15 protein-coding genes are annotated in these 17,590 nt (G+C 64.0%); 12 read left to right on the forward strand and 3 right to left on the reverse strand.

The window, feature by feature from the left end:
• Positions 1-6: 6 nt before the first annotated feature.
• A complete protein-coding gene (locus GFS60_RS18510) occupies positions 7-813 on the reverse strand; it encodes a family 1 encapsulin nanocompartment shell protein (protein WP_159923437.1) in 807 nt (268 codons plus the stop codon).
• Positions 810-1,862, reverse strand: coding sequence for a Dyp-type peroxidase (locus GFS60_RS18515; protein ID WP_159923439.1), 1,053 nt, complete (start codon positions 1,860-1,862; stop codon positions 810-812). Before GFS60_RS18515 ends, GFS60_RS18510 begins: the two co-directional genes overlap by 4 nt.
• A gap of 152 nt (positions 1,863-2,014) precedes the next feature.
• Here GFS60_RS18515 and GFS60_RS18520 point away from each other — a divergent pair, with 152 nt between their 5' ends.
• A complete protein-coding gene (locus tag GFS60_RS18520; RefSeq protein WP_159923441.1) occupies positions 2,015-2,440 on the forward strand; it encodes a pyridoxamine 5'-phosphate oxidase family protein in 426 nt (141 codons plus the stop codon).
• A gap of 27 nt (positions 2,441-2,467) precedes the next feature.
• Here GFS60_RS18520 and GFS60_RS18525 read toward each other — a convergent pair whose 3' ends face one another.
• Entirely contained in the window at positions 2,468-3,232 is a 765-nt protein-coding gene (locus GFS60_RS18525) for a maleylpyruvate isomerase family mycothiol-dependent enzyme (protein ID WP_159923443.1), read from the reverse strand.
• 191 nt (positions 3,233-3,423) lie between these two features.
• Between GFS60_RS18525 and GFS60_RS18530 the strand changes: the two genes are divergently transcribed.
• From GFS60_RS18530 to GFS60_RS18580, 11 genes are all read left to right on the forward strand, one after another.
• Positions 3,424-3,939, forward strand: coding sequence for a DoxX family protein (locus tag GFS60_RS18530; protein ID WP_159923445.1), 516 nt, complete (start codon positions 3,424-3,426; stop codon positions 3,937-3,939).
• 196 nt (positions 3,940-4,135) lie between these two features.
• The gene (folE, locus tag GFS60_RS18535; protein WP_159923447.1) at positions 4,136-4,753 is read left to right on the forward strand and encodes a GTP cyclohydrolase I FolE; all 618 of its coding nucleotides are present in this window, start codon (positions 4,136-4,138) and stop codon (positions 4,751-4,753) included.
• Between the two features lie 82 nt (positions 4,754-4,835).
• Entirely contained in the window at positions 4,836-6,338 is a 1,503-nt protein-coding gene (locus tag GFS60_RS18540) for an MFS transporter (RefSeq protein ID WP_268962617.1), read from the forward strand.
• A 146-nt stretch (positions 6,339-6,484) separates the two neighbouring features.
• Entirely contained in the window at positions 6,485-9,748 is a 3,264-nt protein-coding gene (locus tag GFS60_RS18545; RefSeq protein ID WP_159923451.1) for a protein kinase domain-containing protein, read from the forward strand.
• A gap of 262 nt (positions 9,749-10,010) precedes the next feature.
• Complete coding sequence (locus GFS60_RS18550) at positions 10,011-11,138, forward strand: amidohydrolase family protein (RefSeq protein WP_159923453.1); 1,128 nt, start codon at positions 10,011-10,013, stop codon at positions 11,136-11,138.
• 917 nt (positions 11,139-12,055) lie between these two features.
• Positions 12,056-13,228, forward strand: a complete 1,173-nt coding sequence (locus tag GFS60_RS18555) for a thiolase family protein (protein ID WP_159923455.1) — start codon at positions 12,056-12,058, stop codon at positions 13,226-13,228.
• A 410-nt stretch (positions 13,229-13,638) separates the two neighbouring features.
• Positions 13,639-14,178 carry a PaaI family thioesterase gene (locus tag GFS60_RS18560; protein WP_236603195.1) on the forward strand — a complete coding sequence of 180 codons (540 nt, stop codon included), beginning with the start codon at positions 13,639-13,641 and terminating at the stop codon, positions 14,176-14,178.
• 27 nt (positions 14,179-14,205) lie between these two features.
• Complete coding sequence (locus GFS60_RS18565) at positions 14,206-14,601, forward strand: Zn-ribbon domain-containing OB-fold protein (protein ID WP_159923457.1); 396 nt, start codon at positions 14,206-14,208, stop codon at positions 14,599-14,601.
• Positions 14,601-15,746: a thiolase family protein gene (locus tag GFS60_RS18570; protein WP_159923459.1), complete on the forward strand. Its 1,146-nt coding sequence runs from the start codon at positions 14,601-14,603 to the stop codon at positions 15,744-15,746. Before GFS60_RS18565 ends, GFS60_RS18570 begins: the two co-directional genes overlap by 1 nt.
• 254 nt (positions 15,747-16,000) lie before the next feature.
• Entirely contained in the window at positions 16,001-17,125 is a 1,125-nt protein-coding gene (locus tag GFS60_RS18575; RefSeq protein ID WP_236603196.1) for an acyl-CoA dehydrogenase family protein, read from the forward strand.
• Between the two features lie 5 nt (positions 17,126-17,130).
• Complete coding sequence (locus tag GFS60_RS18580; RefSeq protein ID WP_201453400.1) at positions 17,131-17,589, forward strand: MaoC family dehydratase; 459 nt, start codon at positions 17,131-17,133, stop codon at positions 17,587-17,589.
• Position 17,590 lies beyond the last annotated feature (1 nt).

Raw genomic sequence — 17,590 nt, forward strand, 5'->3', positions numbered from 1 at the left:
AGAGTGTCAGCGTTGGAGAACCACGGCGGCCTCGGCGGTGAGCGATGAGAACGTGAACGTCTCTTCCAGGTACAGCGTCACGTCGGTCGCGGTGTGGCTGTCGTAGCCGATGGACAGGTCGGCGCCGAGGGTCAGCTGGTTGTCACCGCCACGGGTGGAGAGCACGTACCCGCCGCGGATCGCCGGGGCCCAGATGATGTCGCCGGTGACCAGGGCGTCGAGGTGGTGGAACACCGGGTGCCCGGCGTCGCGGGTCTCGCTGACTGCCGTGTATGTGTCGGCGTCGAGCACCACCGAGTACGGTCCCTCGACACCGGCGAGACGCAACGCCGACAATGCCGAGGCCACGGCGTCGGGAACGAGCAGCGGATCTTCGGGCAAACTCAGGACGGGATTGTCGCTGGACGCGCCGATGCCGCGAATCCCGGCCTGCTCGAACCCGTCGAAGATCGACTGGTCCTCAGCGAACGCGAGGGCCTTCGCGGCGTCCTTGACGGGCTGCCAGTCGGAGTCGAGAGAGCCCCTGGCCACGTCGTCGACCTCCGCGCGACTGAGCGTGAACGGGAAACGCATTTCGACGAGGGGATGAACCTGGCGCAGCTGTGCCCGAATTCGGCTGTCGGAGGTACTGATCGGGGTGACCCGCCCGATGTTGTGGGCAGAGTAGGAGTAACCGAACGGTCCCGCGACGTCGACGACCCGTCGCCCGGCGACATGGCGCTTGAACGTACGGGCCGCCTCCTCGCTGATCTGCTGCCACGCTGCCTCCGTCACCGGGGCGAGGTTGCGGTGCAGATTGCTCGAATCACTCATTGCGATACTCCTTTGAGACCACCGATGTTCAAGGACAGGTCGTACGGGTCCGGCTGTTCGGCTTCGCCGGTGGCATTCGATGGCGCCTCGGCGCTCTCCGGCTCATCGGCGAGGGACTCGAGGACGTCCCGGCTCGGAACGAAGAACAGCGTGCCGGTGACGGCCGTGGAAAAATCGAGGATGCGGTCGTAATTTCCGGGCGGTTCGCCGAGGAACATGCGGCGCAGCATCAGTTCGGTGACGCCCGGATCCCTGGCGTAACCGATGAAGTAGGTGCCGAACTCACCGGCCGCCAGGCTGCCGAACGGCATGTTGTCGCGGAGAATCTGGTGTTCGACACCGTCATCGTCGACGATCGTGTTGAGGGCGACATGGGAGTTGCCGGGCTGTGCGTCCTCGTCCAGCTCGACATTCTCGAGCTTGGTACGCCCGATGACGCGTTCCTGCTCGGTGACGCTGAGCGACGTCCAGGCGCTCATGTCGTGCAGATACTTCTGCACGATCACGTAGCTGCCACCACGGAAATCCGGATCCTCGTCTCCGATGAGGGCGGCCTCGTCGGCGTCGGCGTCCGTGGGGTTTTCGGTGCCGTCGACGAATCCGAGGAGATCGCGGGCGTCGAAATACCGGAAGCCGGACACCTCGTCGACAACGGTGGCAGCGGACCCGAGCGCGGCGACGAGCAAGCGGCCCAGCTCGAAACAGAGGTCGGCGCGGGCAGCCTTGATGTGGAACAGAACGTCACCGGGAGTGGACGGGGCGCTGTGGACGGGTCCGGACAGGGGGAGGAAGCGGTGCAGCAGAGCCGGTTTGGCCGCTGGGCTCACCCGGTCCCAGAACTCGGACCCGATGCCCACCACACACGACAACGATCCCGACAGTTCCCGGAAACCCACGGCCTTGAGAAGACTTTCGAGGTCGGCGACGACGTCGCGGACCGTCAGCGCGTCCTCTCGCGACCCACCCGCCACCACGACGAGGAAGAGCGATGCCGCACTCGGTGGTGTGAGAACGGCTTGCGCAGCCAATCTCGGCACTGGACCCGGCATCACGGCCTCCGATCATCTCGACAACGACGCTGCACCGACCGACGGGTCCCATTCAACACCCTCGGCTGAATCCGTCGACTCGGGACCGCAGCCACGCGGAACCACAGTGCTTACCGGAACACGATGTCGGTGGGTTCCTCTACCGTCGGGATATGCCACTCTCTGCGCACGAGCGCGAACAGTTCCTGGCCGAGCCGCACATCGCGGCGCTGTCGGTGTCCGCGGGCGAGCACCGCGGACCCCTGGCAGTCCCGATCTGGTACCAGTACCACCCCGGTGGCGAAGTGTGGGTGCTCACCGGCCCCGGGTCGGAGAAGGCGCGCCTCATCGAGGCGGCCGGGCGATTCACGATGATGGTCGAACGAGTGGAACCCACCGTCCGATACGTCTCCGTCGAGGGCGCGGTGACGCGAACCGTCCCGGGAACGGACGACATGATGCGGGAGATGGCTCAGCGTTATCTCGCGCCGGAGAAGGTCGACGCCTACCTCCACTTCGCCAAGGCTCAACTCGGCGAGCAGGTTGCGATCTACCTCCGGCCCGAGCACTGGCGATCGGCAGACATGGGATCGAGCTGACTCGCTCCGGTGCCCGGGTGGAAGGCCTCAGACCTGCACGGTGTCGAGGAGGGCTTCGGCAACGGCTTCGTCGCCGAAGAGTTGGAGGCTGTCGAGCGGCCGCCGCCGCCACACTGCGAGGAGTAGTTGTTGCGCGGAGCCGCGCAACGCGACGTCGGCTTTCGTGTGTTCGGTCGTGACGGACATGCCGTCGTCGGTGAAGGCCAGCAGCCACTCGGCGTCACCGGTGTCGGTGCCGTGCATGTGTACGGTGCGGCCGAGCAGGCTTTCGGGCACCTGTCCCGCGCCGAGGAATCGTGAGGCCATGGCCTGAATCCACTCGTCGACGCCGTCGGCCGCTGCGGTGGGGTCTGCGGGTTCGGGCAGTGGCCCACCGGCCGTGTGGACGGCATCGGCGGCGTCGAAACGATGGACCGTCGCCTCGTGGGCCTGTCGGCGAACCCACCACCGCGCGGTTGCCGGTCCGACGAAGGTGGGTGCGGGCTCATCGAGATCTCGCTGCTCGAACTCGGCCATCATCGCCTCGTGAGCCGAGCGGTAGGCGTCGAGACACTCCGGTCCCCGTGGCATCTGCCGCGCCGGTCGAGCCTGGTCGAGGGCGGCTCCGGGGCCTGCCTGCATCACGGCGGTCACCCATAGGTGGACTTTGCCGGTGTGCCGGACCACGTGTTCGAGCGTCCAGCCCGGGCACGACGGTACCGGCGCGGCAAGGGCGTCGGCCGGCATCGACGCGATGCGCTGCCCTTCGGTGCGCAGGACATCGAGAAGGAGGGGCGTGCCGGGGTTCGTCATCCGCTCACGGTAATGCCCCGAGCCGTTTGGCAACGCGAAAGCACGGCCGCGCTAGAACACCGCCGGTTGTTTGGAGATGTAGTTCCGCTCCGACGCCTGAGAAACGTACGGCCGAACGTGTAGCGTAAGATTTACGCTGTAAAGTAAATGGTGGCCCTTGTCGGCACCCGGTCCCAGGGAGGGCGAAACACATGACGACTGCCATCGACGTAGGACTGTTGATCCTGAGAGTCACCGTCGGGGTGACGCTCGCCGCCCACGGCTACGCGAAGATCTTCCGTGGGGGTCGCCTGGCAGGAACTGCCCGCTGGTTCGATTCGATCGGGATGCGGCCGGGGCGGTTGCACGCACCGTTGGCGGCATTCACCGAAATCGGCGCCGGCGTACTGTTCGCCCTCGGGTTGCTCACCCCGTTGGCGGCCGCGGCGATGATCGCGCTGATGGTGGTTGCTGCCTGGACGGTGCATCGCGACAGCGGCTTCTTCATCGTCGGTAACGGGTGGGAATACAATTTCGTGTTGGCCTGCGTGGCGCTCAGTGTCGCTGTCACCGGTTCCGGCAGGCTTTCGGTGGATCATCTGATCGGCCTCGGCTCCGGGGTCGATCAGTGGTGGGGTCTGGTCATCGCCCTGGTCATCGGCCTGGGTGCGGGTGTCGGACAGGTCGCCGTGTTCTTCCGCCCTCCCGTGCCAGCGGAGGAGCGCTGAATTCCAGTTTCAGCTGTTCCGCGGGGCACGGCTCGTCCGGCGATGACACTAGCGTGCTCCGGTGTCGCGCGACCTCACACCATCTCACCTCCCGGACGCCGGTGCATGGCGGATCCGGGTCGCGTACGCCGTTCGGGCGGGCAGTCCAAATGCCTTTCCGGTGACGCCCTGTCGTTGACGTCTCGAAGGAGTCGGTATGTCGGTGAATCGCCACCCCTCTGAATCCGGAACGCTCGTGAAGGATCGAGTGTTCGACCAACCGCGTGCCGAAAGGGCGGTACGAGAACTGCTCCTGGCCGTAGGTGAAGATCCCGACCGCCCCGGGTTGATCGACACTCCCGCCCGTGTTGCCCGCTCCTATCGGGAAATGTTCGCCGGTCTTTACACCGATCCGGACGATGTTCTGAGCACCACCTTCGACGAAAGCCACCGCGAGTTGGTTCTCGTTCGGGATATTCCGATCTACTCCATGTGTGAGCATCATCTGGTCTCGTTCCACGGCCTGGCGCACGTCGGATACATCCCGGGTAGCTCCGGCCGGATCACCGGCCTCTCCAAGATCGCCCGGGTCGTCGACCTCTACGCGAAGCGACCGCAGGTGCAGGAGCGTCTCACCAGCCAGATCGCCGACGCCGTGATGCGCAAACTCAGCCCTCAGGGTGCGATCGTGGTGGTCGAGGCCGAGCACTTGTGTATGGCGATGCGCGGAATCCGCAAGCCGGGAGCGGTGACGACGACCTCGGCGGTCCGGGGGCTTCTGCAGTCCAGTGCCGCCTCGCGGTCCGAGGCGCTGAGCCTGATCCTACGCAAGTGACCGCGGTGGTATGAGTACAGTTTCGCGCGCCGGCGCAGCGGGGGAGCGGTCGAGTCGATGGCATCCGCCGGCCTCTCGAGAAGTGCAGCGGCGGCCCTCTCTCCTCGCACGTCCATCTCGGAGAAAGGCCCGTGCTGGGTCAGGCAGGCTGGTCGTCCTCGCCCTGGCATCGTGCGGCATTGCGGTCTCGCTGATGCAAACCATCGTGATGCCACTGCTGCCGGAGTTCCCGCGGCTGCTGCACACCACACCCGGCGGGGCCGTGTGGCTGGTGACGATCAACCTCATCGCCGGCGCCGTCTGTGCACCGGTTCTCGGTCGGCTCGGAGACATGTACGGCAAGCGGCGGCTGTTGCTGATCGCGCTGGCGGTGATGGCGACGGGTAGTGCCCTCGGCGCGCTTTTCAACACCTTCGCCGCAGTGTTGATCGCCCGTGCCCTGCAGGGTGCGGCGGTCGGAGCCGTACCACTCGGCATCAGCATCATGCGTGATGAACTCCCACCGAGGCGGGTGGCCGGTGGGATCGCGTTGATGAGTTCCACGCTGGGCGCAGGCGGGGCAATCGGGCTGCCCTTGACCGGTGTCGTCGCCGAACATCTGAGCTGGCATTGGCTTTTCGGTGGTGCCGCGGTGATCGGAGTGCTCGGAATGGGCGCGATCTGGACGGTGGTGCCCGAATCACCGGTCCGTTCCGGCGGCAAGTTCGACCTGCTCGGCGCCCTCGGGTTGACCGCGGCATTGGTGTGCCTGCTGCTCGCCATCACCCAGGGCAACGGATGGGGCTGGGGGAGCAGACCGGTACTCGGACTGTTCGCCGGGGCGGCAGCGCTGTTCCTGGTGTGGGGTAGTTACGAACTACGGCTCACCTCGGCAACGCGTGCGGCCGGAGTTCGGCAGCCGTTGGTGGACCTGCGCGTGTCCGCACGCCGTCCGATACTTCTGACCAACATCGCCTCGATCCTCGTCGGGTTCGCCATGTTCACGTCCTTCATGGTGAGTGCCCAGATCTTCCAGGCCCCCCTCGAGACCGGTTACGGGTACGGGATGTCGTTGACCCTCAGCGGTCTCGCGCTGCTCCCCGCCGGTCTGATGATGGTCGCGTTCTCCCCGGTGACCGCCTACCTGTCCCACCGTTGTGGTCCCCGAAGGACCTTCCTGATCGGCACCACGATCCTCATGGCCACCAATCTCGTCCGCGCCGTCACCCCACCTCATCTCGTCGTCGTGATTGTGGCGGCAACGGTGACCTCGGTCGGTGCTGCGTTCGCCTACGGCGCGATTCCTGCGATGATCATGCGCGCGGTCCCCACCACGGAAACTGCCGCGGCAAATAGCCTCAATACCTTGGCTCGGTCCCTCGGTACGTCGACGTGCAGCGCGGTCGTCGCAGCTTTGACGACCGCATCGGTGATGCACATTGCGGGAGTTGAGTACCCCACGGCCGCCGCCTACGCGGCCGTCTTCGGGATCGCCGCGGCCGCCGGGTTGCTCGCCGTCGGCATCGGCATGTTCATCCCCCGGGACGGTGACCTCCTCGTCGAGGGACCACCCGCCGCCGATGTGTGGGACTCGGCCGGAAAGTAGACATGCGCGGAGGCCCACACCGATCTCCGTCAGGGATATCCTCGAGAGGGCGCCATCGAAAGGTGAGTCCACGGGTGAATGGGCGCTGGACGTACCGTCGGGTCCAGTGTCTTATGACGTGAGCGACGGAGTGAGTAGACCGTCCGATGGGTGCAGGTGATCCGCTCGACACTCAGCGGTATCCGCCGTCGCCCGCCGCGGAGCTGGCGCGCATCGGCTTCGACGATGCCGAGGAGATCGGTCGCGGCGGTTTCGGCGTCGTCTACCGGTGCATCCAGGCGGACCTGGACCGCACGGTCGCGGTGAAGGTTCTCACCGTCGAGCTCGACGAGGAGAACCGGGCGAGGTTCTTCCGGGAGCAACAGGCGATGGGCCGGCTGACCGGTCACCCGAACATCGTGGGCATTTTGCAGGTCGGCGCCACCGACCGCGGTCGTCCCTACATCGTGATGCCGTATCACCCGCAGGATTCCCTCGAAGTGCGGATCCGTCGCCGCGGTCCGCTAACTTTGGGGGAGGCACTGCGGCTCGGGGTGAAGATGGCGGGTGCGATCGAGACGGCGCACCGACTCGGCATCCTCCATCGCGACGTCAAACCAGCGAACATCCTGCTCACCGACTACGGCGAACCCGAGTTGGCGGATTTCGGTATCGCGCACATCACCGGTGGATTCGAGACCGCCACCGGTGCGGTCACCGGGTCGCCTGCGTATACCGCGCCGGAGGTCCTCGGTGGTGATCCGCCGAGCCGGGCCGCCGACGTCTACGGCCTGGGCGCGACCCTGTTCAGTGCGCTGACCGGTCATGCCGCGTACGAGCGTCACAGCGGGGAGCAGGTGATAGCCCAGTTCCTGCGGATTACCACTCAGGAGGCGCCCGATCTGCGAGAACACGGGATCCCCGACGATGTGTCCGACACGATTGCCTGGGCGATGTTCCGGACTCCTGGTCAGCGTCCCGCCAGTGCCGCCGAGTTCGGGGAGGAACTGCGCACCCTACAACGGCAACACGGTCTGCCGGTTGACGAGATGGCCCTGCGCGAGGAGTCCGATGCTCAGGGAAACGGACGGCATGTGTCTACGCTCAGCGGGCAAGGGCCACCTTCTTCCGTGCTGGGGGCGACGGGACATTTGCCCCTGGAACTGAGCAGTTTCATCGGCCGCCGACACGAGCTGACCGAGACGAAGAACCTGCTCACCGGGTCCCGGCTCGTCACCTTGACTGGGATCGGGGGTGTAGGCAAGACGCGGCTCGCACTTCGGGTCGCGGCAGCGGTGCAACGCGACTACGCCGACGGTGTGCGCCTGGTCGAGTTGGGGGAACTGCGCGACGAGTCGGCGCTGGTCGACGCCGTCGCCGGAGCAGTGGGATTGCGGGACCACTCGACGAGGCCGCTGCGGGAGGTGCTGATCGAGTTCCTCACCCCGCGAGAACCTCTGCTGGTCCTCGACAACTGCGAACACCTGGTGGACGCCGTGGCGGAGCTGTCCAGTCTGCTGCTGCAGACCTGCCCTGGTGTGCGGATTCTCGCCACCAGCCGCGAACCTCTCGGTATCGGCGGGGAGGCGGTGTTCCGGGTCCCCCCACTGTCGGTCCCTGATCCGGAGCGGCAACCCTCGCTGCGAGGGTTGCCCAGATACGATGCGGTGACGCTGTTTACCGAGCGCGCCGCTGCCGCCGTCCCCGGATTCATGCTCACCGAGGACAATGCGGCGCCGGTGGCCGGAATCTGCCACCGCCTCGACGGGCTTCCGCTGCCGATCGAACTGGCCGCGGCTCGGTTGCGGGCGATGTCGCCCGCACAGATCCTGCAGCGGCTGACCGACCGCTACGCCCTGCTCACCCGCGGCAGCCGAGGCGCGCCGACGCGGCAGCAAACCCTACGATGGTGTATCGACTGGAGCTTCGAGTTGTGCAGCCCCGGTGAACAACTGGTCTGGCGGCGGGTAGCGGTGTTCGCGGGTAGCTTCGAACTCGACGCCGGCGAGCATGTGTGCGGCGAGGGCCTCGACCGGGACGAGCTCCTCGATACCCTGACCTCCCTGGTAGACAAGTCCATCCTCATCCGGGAAGAAACCGGGTCGGTGGTGCGGTTCCGGATGCTCGAGACCCTCCGGGCATACGGCTACGACAAACTCGTGCAGACCGGCGAGAGCAACGCATTGCGTCGCCGGCACCGGGACTGGTACGAGGCATTGGCGCTTGAATCGGAAGCCGAATGGATCAGCGCCCGCCAACTCGACTGGATCGCCCGCCTGCAGCGGGAGCAACCGAACCTGCGAGAGGCCCTCGAATTCAGCCTCGACGACAATCCCGCCGCCGGTCTGCGTACCGCTGCCGCGCTGTTTCTGTTCTGGGGAACTGAGGGCTTCTACAGCGAGGGGCGGCGCTGGCTGGGGGATCTGCTCGTCCGCCAGAGCGGCCCACCGACGCTCGAGTGGGCAAAGGGACTCTACTGCGCCAGCGTGACGGCGATCATGCAGCGCGACCTTCAGACTGGAGCGAAATTTGTCGAGGAAGGACACGCGCTCGCCGCGCACACGGATGACCCGATGATACGGGCGTTAGGTCTCTTCGCCGAAGGAACGTTGGCACTCATCAGTGGCGATCCTGACCGCGCGTGCACTCTGCTCGAAACTGCCCTGCCCACATTCAGTGAACACCCGGAGCGCACCCTCGAAGTCAGCCTGCTGTACTCGTTAGGGCTTGCCCGTGGAATGCGCGGTTTGACGGAGCAGGCGATCGAGACCCACGAACGAGCTCTTGCGATCACGGAAGCCCACGGTGAGTTGTTGTTTCGATCCCTCTCACTGTGGGCCCTAGGCATCGCCGTGTGGCGGCAGGGCGACACCGATCGCGCAGTGCGGCTGCTGAGGCAATCATTGGAGCTGACCCGGCGCATCCACAGTCCACGCGTCGCCGTGTCTTCCCTCGAAGCGCTCGCTTGGATCACCTGCGAACAACGTGACGCAACTCGGGCCGCAGTTCTGATGGGGGCCGCAGACGGGTTGGCGCAGTCGATGGGAAGTGCTGTGGTCATACATTCCAACCTACTTCTCTACCAGCAGGAATCTAGGCGGAATGCCCGGCGCAAACTGGGTGATAAAGCATTCTCAGCGGCGCACCACAAGGGTGAACAGCTCGGCTTCGACGCGGCAATCGCCTACGCCCTCCACGAGCAACCGCCCAGTAACCCGGCCCCCACCTCCGAGGCGTCGACGCGGCTGACCAAGCGGGAACGCCAAGTCGCTGATCTGATCGCCGAAGGCCTGACCAACCAGGCCATCGGCGACCGCCTGGTGATCTCCCCCCGCACCGCGCAAGGGCATGTAGAGCACATCCTGGCCAAACTGGGTTTCACCTCCCGGACACAAGTGGCAGCCTGGGTCGTGGAGCGGACGCACGATTAGCGCCGGGTAGTACGCCGTAGCTACCACAGTCCGAGGGAATTTCGGCGCCCTTGGGCGCCCGGACTCGTCCTTCGCCCGTCGATGGCAGGGAATCAACGCGAAGCCTTTACAAGACCGGTCAGATCCATTAAATTACAGTGTAAAGTAATACGCTATCCGCTCTGAGTCTCCCGCGCCCGTTCATGCGCCGCCCGCGTTCGCTGTGCGAAGGGCGGGTGTTTCACAGGACAAGGGCAGACACAACTACCTCAGGAGGTACGTAATGCCGACCAAGATATGGGCAAACTCCGCCGATTCGCATTTCCTCGAGCCTGAGGATCTTTGGCGGGATAATCTCCCGGCGCGGCTTGCCGACCTGGTTCCTCGAACTGTCAAGGATGCCGATGGTCAGTGGGAGACCGTGCACATCGATGGCATGTCGTTCCGGCGCAAGCTCCCGACGATGAAGGCTCAGGAGTTCATCGAATCGTCGATGCGCGCTCCAGGTGCTCGTGACGTGGACAAGCGGATGGCCGACCTCGATCAAGAGGGCATTTGGGCAGAACTCGTGTTCCCTTCACTCGGCATGTGGAGTTCATCGTTCAGGACCCCGGAGGTGCTGCGTGAAGCTCTGCGAGTGAGTAACGACTGGGCGTGGGAAACAATCGAGAAGCCTCACGATCGGCTGGTTGCAACTGCGCAGGTGTCGACGTTGGACGTGGGCGACGCGGTAGCTGAACTCGAGCGTGTTGCTGAGATGGGTTACCGCGCAGTCTTCTTGCCGGTCACCCCGCACCCGATGCAAAAGGACTACCACCACGAGGATTGGGAACCGTTCTGGGCTGCCGCAGAGCGGGCGCGTATCGTGATCGCGTTTCATATCGGTACTGACCCGGTCGATCTTTCGACCGGAAACACGAACGGCGAGATCAAATACCGTGGTCCGGGCGGGTTCATCCTCAACTTCACCGAAACTTCTTTCGGCGGGCAGCGGGCCGCGATGAAGATGGTCGCCAGTGGAGCGCTCGATCGTCACCCAGACCTGAAGGTTTTGGTTGCCGAGGGCGGTGCCACGTGGGTGCCGTTCATCGCAGACAGGATGGAGGAGGGCTATCGTCAACATGACTCCGCCATCCGGCACAAGCTGAAGCGCTCGGCGCGCGAAATCCTTTACTCGCAGGTTTATGCGTCTTTCCAGCATGACGCAACCGCAGTAATGGCCGCCACCCATATGGGTTACACCAATGTGTTGTGGGGTAGTGACTATCCGCATATGGAAGGCACCTACGGCCACACGCAAGAAACGCTTCACGGACTCTTCCGCGATGCCGACCCGGTGGTCAGAGAGAGGATCACGGTCGGGGCGTTCAACGAGCTGTTTCCCGGACTGCCGGCAGTTCCCGCGGCATGACAGGCGAGGCTGATATGTCCGAGAACGTCATGTACGACTCTCCGCTCGAGATGATGCAGGATGCGATCGCCGACGGCAGTTGCGACGTGCAGTCGGTCGTGCCGCTCACCGAGGGAGGGTTTCGGTGTGCGTGCTCGTGCGAGCGGTGGCAAACAGTCGCACCGACTCGCGACGAAGGGCTTCGGCTCGCCAGGTTGCACGCCAACTGAGAGTCGCGCAGATAATCCGTGCGGCCGACCGGATCGGATTCGTCGGTCCTGCTCGGTGGCGCGAGATTCAGCTCGTCGTCGAGTCGCGAAATATGACTGTCTGCGCGGACGTTGGGCCAAGCTGTAACCATACCCCGTCGAGCACGTCGGGCCCACGAAACGTTTGCCTCGTCACCACCGCTCGTTGCCGCATCGTCGCCGACGAGCGGTGGCGCGGCATCACTTTTGATGAGCAAAAACTGAATCTCGCGCAATCTTTGACCCTATTGCGGCGCTTCACTATCGGGTGTGGAGGAGGCACGTGCGAAGTACGTCGAGGTCTTCGCGATAGCCCGGTTCGCTTGCTGACGTTGGCGGTGTAGACACTCGTCACCGCTGAGGACTCTTCTGCTATGTGGATGGTGAGCGTTTCGACCAGAATCGCGGTCGGGACTTCGTGGCGAGCGTGAACCGCGCGGTGTCAGGTCGGGAGTGGCCGTTCAACTCGCGTTAGTGCCGCCTCAGCAGTGTGACAAATTGGGTTCGGCGTTTTTCGATATAGTCCGCACAGTCTGCATGGCGAGCAGCGGGTGGCCCACCGGCACCGCTCCTGACACGGCCCGCCCAGTCTGGGAGGCCGTCCTGGTTGACGCACACCCCTTTCGCTATATAGTGAACTGATTAAGCTGAAACCCGGCCGTCGATCGGCCGGCTGAGGACGGGAAAATTATGAGGGATGCAGTTGTAGTTGCGCTGGCGCGGACGCCGATTGGAAAGCGTGGGGGAGGATTGTCGGCCCTTCATGCGGTTGACACGACTGCACAGGTGTTGAACGCGCTCGTCGAACGGGCGGGAATCGACCCCTCCATCATCGAAGACGTGCACTGGGGCAATGTAATCAGCGTGGGCCAGCAGTCCGGGAACGTCGCACGAATGGGTGTGCTGGCCGCAGGCTGGCCCGAGAGCGTCCCCGGGTTCACAGTCGATCGTCAATGCGGCTCCTCACAGCAGGCCATCTCCACCGCCGCGGCAACAGTGATTGCCGGTCATGCCGACGTCGTCGTCGCGGGTGGAGTCGAGATGATGTCGAGTGTTCCGATGGGCGCGGCCACTGTGGAGGGAACAGGTGAAATGGGTGGGCCGGCGGTGCGTCGATACGCCGACGCACTTTCGGCTCCCGGATTCGGCGGACGGTTTAACCAGGGTGCCGGAGCCGAGCTGATCGCTCGCGAGTGGGGGTTGTCCCGCTCACAGCTCGACGAGTACTCCGTGCGTTCACACGAACGGGCCGCACAGGCGCAGGACAGTGGATACTTCGACGACGAGATCGTGCCTGTGAGGGTTCAAGACAATATTGTCAGCGCTGATGAAGGTATTCGACGCGGGTCGACGGTCGAGAAACTGGCGACCCTCAAGGCTCCATTTTTGGACGGGGGAGTGATCACCGCCGGTAACGCGTCACAGATCTCCGACGGTTCGGCGGCACTGCTGATCACCACTTCGGAAAAGGCTATGCAACTGGGGATCCGGCCTTTGGCACGGATCCACACTGCCGTCGTCACGGGTGACGATCCGGTCAAGATGCTGACCGGTCCGATCCCCGCGACACGACTTGTGTTGAAGCGTGCGGGATTGTCTATCGAGGATATCGATGCTTTCGAAGTCAATGAAGCTTTCGCGTCGGTTCCACTGGCGTGGCAGGCAGAGACTGGGGTGCCGGACAGTGCGCTGAACCCACTTGGAGGCGCTATCGCACTCGGGCATCCGCTCGGGGGATCAGGCGCTCGCCTGGCCGCAACGCTGATCAACCATCTCGCGCACACCGGTGGCCGATTCGGACTCCAGACCATGTGTGAGGGTGGTGGAACCGCGAACGCCACCATTTACGAGAACCTCCGATAGCAGGCGGTGCGGCGACCGCCGCAACCCGCCCGGAGACAGCTCAGTGCACACAATGCGGGCAGGACTGATGTCGCATTCCGAGTCCGCCAAGGTGTGGTGATGAGCGACCGAGTCGGGGACCGGATAGACCACAGCAGCCGGACGCACGGCATCCCGTGCGTCCGGGGCAGGTATCCCGGTTGTCGCCGCACTCACCGGCAGGTGAGCCTTGGCTCCTGCGCCGCCCTCGCATCGGTGCTCGTCAGCGCACTCGAGCACATCTAGCTGCTTCTTGCTTCACTGGCCAGTTGTAGCCCCGAGATTATCCGATTGTTTCCGGTCTCCAAGAGGCTCCCTCGGTTATGGCCTACTTTCCGTATCTCCACGCTGCACTTGAATCGGTGCGGCGTCTCAGCGTCGAAAGGGGCCTTGTGTCCACGACCGGCCGGAACAATGTCGAACAGCCGCCAGCATCGGTGGACCAGAGCGATCCATCCTCACCGTTCTATGCGCCAACTTCGCCTGGCGGAATGAGCCTGTGCCACGGGTGCCGTCGGTTGAATCGCTGCAGGCTCGGGATCGAGAGCGAACAACTCAACGAGACCGGTGCCGTGATCAGCCGTGTGGTGTGTCCCCCGACCGAAGAAGGAGGTCCGAAGGTCGCGCATGGCGGGTGGACGGCTGCGGTCATGGACGAACTGGCTGGGCACACGCTGACGATGAACGCAGAATTTGCAGTCACGGGGACGCTGACTGTCAGGTTCGTTCGTCCGGTGCCAATTGGTTGGCAGCTGATTGGTCGGGCGTGGATCACCGAACGCGAGGGCAGAAGGGTGTTCATCAAGGCGACCCTGGAGCTCGAGAGTTCAGAGACGATCGTGGCGGAGGCCGACGCCATCATGATCAAACGTCCAGCCACCCACTTCGAGTCGCATTACAAGTGGTTGGAAGGCCAACGGCGTATAGATTAATAGTTTAGCTGATGATACTGTTTAGACATGACGACGTTCGTAGCGCCGGCCGACTTGTTCAGGGTCGACGGTGACCGTGTGTATTTAATCGCTTCGAGGTCCGCCACGTCGGATCACCTGGTCTTTCCTGCTGAGCCCGATCAGGAAGTCGTAGAGCTGGCACCGGAAGGCCTGCTCTACACGTGGACAAGCCAGGAGTTTCCGCCTCCGTCTCCCCCGGCGCTGCCCGACGGAGAATTTCGACCATTCGGTGTGGGTTATGTGAAGTTCCCGGAGGGGCTCCTCGTCGAGGGCAGGCTGACGACGTGCAATCCCGACGAGTTGACGATCGACGGCCGTATGCGCGTTGTCGTCGTGCCTTTTGCTGGCGGTGACACCTTTGCTTTCGCTCCGGTGACGGACAGCGCAGAAGGAGAACAGTGATGGCGGCGGTATCAATCATCGGGGTGGGGATGCACCCCTTCGGGCGGTTCCCGGGTAAGTCCGCTCTCGACATGGGCGCGGAGGCCCTGCATTCGGCGCTCCGTGATGCCGGGATCTCCTGGTCTGACGTGCAGATGGGATTTGCGGGCAGTCTGGAGGTTTCCAATCCAGACTCGATCGTCGGGAAGATGGGACTCACTGGGATCCCCGTCTACGGCGTATTCAACGGCTGCGCGACGGCCAACACCTCACTCTCGATGGCAGCCAAAGCAATCGAACACGGTGAGGCCGATATCGCGGTCGCCGTCGGATTCGACAAGCATCCGAAGGGTGCCTTCTCCGCGGATCCCTCCGTGCTCGGGCTGCCGGACTGGTATGCGCAGACCGGGCTCTTCCTCACCACGCACTTTTTCGGGATGAAGATCAATCGTTACATGAGCGATTACGGCATCTCTCCGCGGACCCTCGCTCGGGTCGCCGCCAAGAACATGCGTAACGGTGAACACAACGAGATGGCATGGCGCCGGAAACCGATGTCCGAAGAGGAGATTCTGTCGGCGCGGTACCTGAATTACCCACTCACACAGTATATGTACTGCGCCCCGGACGAGGGTGCAGCCGCTATCGTGCTGTGCAGATCCGATCTGGCGCGCAAGTACGCCTCGACGCCGATTACACTGAGTGCGTCGGTTCTCAGGAGTCGGCGAGAGGGAGCGTTCGAGATGCAGAGCACCTCGCTTCCGCTGACCGGAGCGCCGAGCCCCACTGTCGATGCCTCGCGTGCAGCATTCGAGATCGCCGGAGTGGAACCGAGTGATGTCGGGGTCGCGCAACTGCAAGACACGGACGCCGGCTCCGAGATCATGCATCTGGCGGAGAACGGATTCTGCGCCGACGGCGACCAGGAGAAGCTCATCGCTGAGGGACACACCGAGATCACCGGCGTACTGCCGGTCAACACCGATGGCGGGCTGATCGCGAACGGTGAACCGATTGGTGCCTCGGGCCTCCGTCAGATCCGCGAAGTCGTCTTGCAGATGCGTGGCCAGGCCGGCACCCGTCAGATCGAGGAGGTTCCCTCGGTGGGGTACACCCACCTGTACGGTTCGCCAGGAACCGGCGCGGTCAGCATCCTGGTCCGATGAGGGCATCGCCGGTTCCGCTCTGGCGGAACCGGGACGTCGCTGGCTTGCACAGAGATCAAGTCGTGTCGGCACCCCACGAGACGCTGGTGGGATTCGAAGTGCCGATCAAGTTTCGAAGAGTCAACGGGTGACACGTCCCTCGGGGTGCCCTCGCCGCACACGCGAACGGTTCCCAGACGGAGTCGCCGACACGCGGTGCATACGCACGTGAGCACACGTCGACGAGAGCCGAAAGGGTATTCATGGGATTCACGGTGACCGCAGAACAACAGGCACTGCGCGAAGTCATGCAGGCGTTCACGACCAAGCACTCGTCCGAGGCGCAGGTGCGAGAACTGATGGGCACGACGGAGTCTTTCGACCCGGTTGCATGGTCGGCTCTGTCCGAACAGATTGGTGCTCCGGCACTGGTGATACCCGAGAAGTTCGGTGGTGCCGGATTTGGATTCGGCGAATTGGGTATCGTGCTGGAGGAGAGCGGGCGGTCCCTGCTGGCCGCGCCGCTGCTCTCGTCGAGCGTGCTGGCGACGTACACACTCCTGCTGTCGGAGGATGACGTGCTGTGCGCCGAGCTGCTGCCCGGGTTGGCAGAAGGTGCGCGACTGGGCACCCTGGCCGCCGGCGATGACGACTTGGTGATCGCCCCGAACGGACGGACCACCGCTCGACACAGCGACGACGGGTGGCGCGTGACCGGCGCGAAGGCGTACGTACTCGATGCGATGTGTGCGGACTTCGTGATCGTAGCGGCCAATACCGAATCCGGACATTCACTCTTTGTCGTCGATCTTCCACAGACGGAGGTCGACATCACTCCACTGACGGTAATGGACCAGACGAGGAGCTTCGCACGGGTGGAGCTCGGCGAGGCGCTCGCGCGTCCGTTAGGGCGCGCTGGTGCCGCGGGAGAGATCCTGGAGCGGGTTGCCGACGTCGCCTCGGTCGCGCTGGCGTGCGAGCAGGTAGGTGCGGCCGCGGAGGTATTGGAGCGAACAGTCGAGTACCTGAAGGTGCGGAACCAGTTCGGGCGCCCGATCGGCTCCTTCCAAGCACTCAAGCATCGGTGCGCGGACATGCTCGTCGAACTCGAGTCGGCGAGATCCGCAGCCACCTACGCAAGTACGGCCGTCGAGGAGAACTCTCCCGACCTTCCTCAGGCAGCGGCCATTGCGAAGACCTACTGTTCGGAGGCCTTCTACCACATCGCCGCCGAGAGTATTCAGATGCACGGCGGCATCGGGTTCACCTGGGAACATCACGCCCACCTCTACTTCAAGCGAGCGAAGGCCTCGGAGTTGCTCTTCGGGTCTCCAGCACACCATCGTGCACGACTGGAAAAACTGATCGGCCTTGTTCCGCACACGACCGCGAAAGGATAGTTCACATGCGCACATTCACCTCGATTGACGACATCTGCGCCGCAGTAGGCGACGAACTCGGCATCAGCGAGTGGATCCAGATCACCCAGGACCGCGTCGACCGATTTGCCGATGCGACCGGTGACCACCAGTGGATTCATGTCGACGTCGAACGCGCGACAGCGGAGAGCCCGTTCGGCGGCCCGATCGCACACGGCTATCTGACGCTGTCGCTGGTACCGATGCTCGGGTGGCAGATCTTCGAGATCAAAGGTTCGAAGATGGGCATCAATTACGGTTCGAACAAGGTGCGGTTCATCAACCCTGTGACAGTCGGCTCGCGCTTGTGCCTTCGTGCGAAGCTGCTATCGGCAGAAGCATTGCAGGATGGATCACTCCAGATGATCGTCGGTCAGACGATGGAGATCGAGGGGCAGGACAAGCCTGCACTCGTAGCAGAAACTGTGAGCAGGGTCGCTTTCTGAA

Origin of the sequence: Rhodococcus sp. WAY2 (assembly GCF_009859915.1) — a bacterium.
GTDB lineage: Bacteria > Actinomycetota > Actinomycetes > Mycobacteriales > Mycobacteriaceae > Rhodococcus_F > Rhodococcus_F oxybenzonivorans.

Bases quoted from the DNA above. Each gene is read 5' to 3' on its own strand.
- GFS60_RS18565 (WP_159923457.1), top strand. From the start codon at position 14,206: ATGACGACGTTCGTAGCGCCGGCCGACTTGTTCAGGGTCGACGGTGAC.
- folE (WP_159923447.1), top strand. From the start codon at position 4,136: ATGTCGGTGAATCGCCACCCCTCTGAATCCGGAACGCTCGTGAAGGAT.
- GFS60_RS18515 (WP_159923439.1), bottom strand. From the start codon at position 1,862: ATGCCGGGTCCAGTGCCGAGATTGGCTGCGCAAGCCGTTCTCACACCA.
- GFS60_RS18555 (WP_159923455.1), top strand. From the start codon at position 12,056: ATGAGGGATGCAGTTGTAGTTGCGCTGGCGCGGACGCCGATTGGAAAG.
- GFS60_RS18530 (WP_159923445.1), top strand. From the start codon at position 3,424: ATGACGACTGCCATCGACGTAGGACTGTTGATCCTGAGAGTCACCGTC.
- GFS60_RS18570 (WP_159923459.1), top strand. From the start codon at position 14,601: ATGGCGGCGGTATCAATCATCGGGGTGGGGATGCACCCCTTCGGGCGG.
- GFS60_RS18550 (WP_159923453.1), top strand. From the start codon at position 10,011: ATGCCGACCAAGATATGGGCAAACTCCGCCGATTCGCATTTCCTCGAG.
- GFS60_RS18525 (WP_159923443.1), bottom strand. From the start codon at position 3,232: ATGACGAACCCCGGCACGCCCCTCCTTCTCGATGTCCTGCGCACCGAA.
- GFS60_RS18545 (WP_159923451.1), top strand. From the start codon at position 6,485: ATGGGTGCAGGTGATCCGCTCGACACTCAGCGGTATCCGCCGTCGCCC.
- GFS60_RS18510 (WP_159923437.1), bottom strand. From the start codon at position 813: ATGAGTGATTCGAGCAATCTGCACCGCAACCTCGCCCCGGTGACGGAG.
- GFS60_RS18580 (WP_201453400.1), top strand. From the start codon at position 17,131: ATGCGCACATTCACCTCGATTGACGACATCTGCGCCGCAGTAGGCGAC.
- GFS60_RS18520 (WP_159923441.1), top strand. From the start codon at position 2,015: ATGCCACTCTCTGCGCACGAGCGCGAACAGTTCCTGGCCGAGCCGCAC.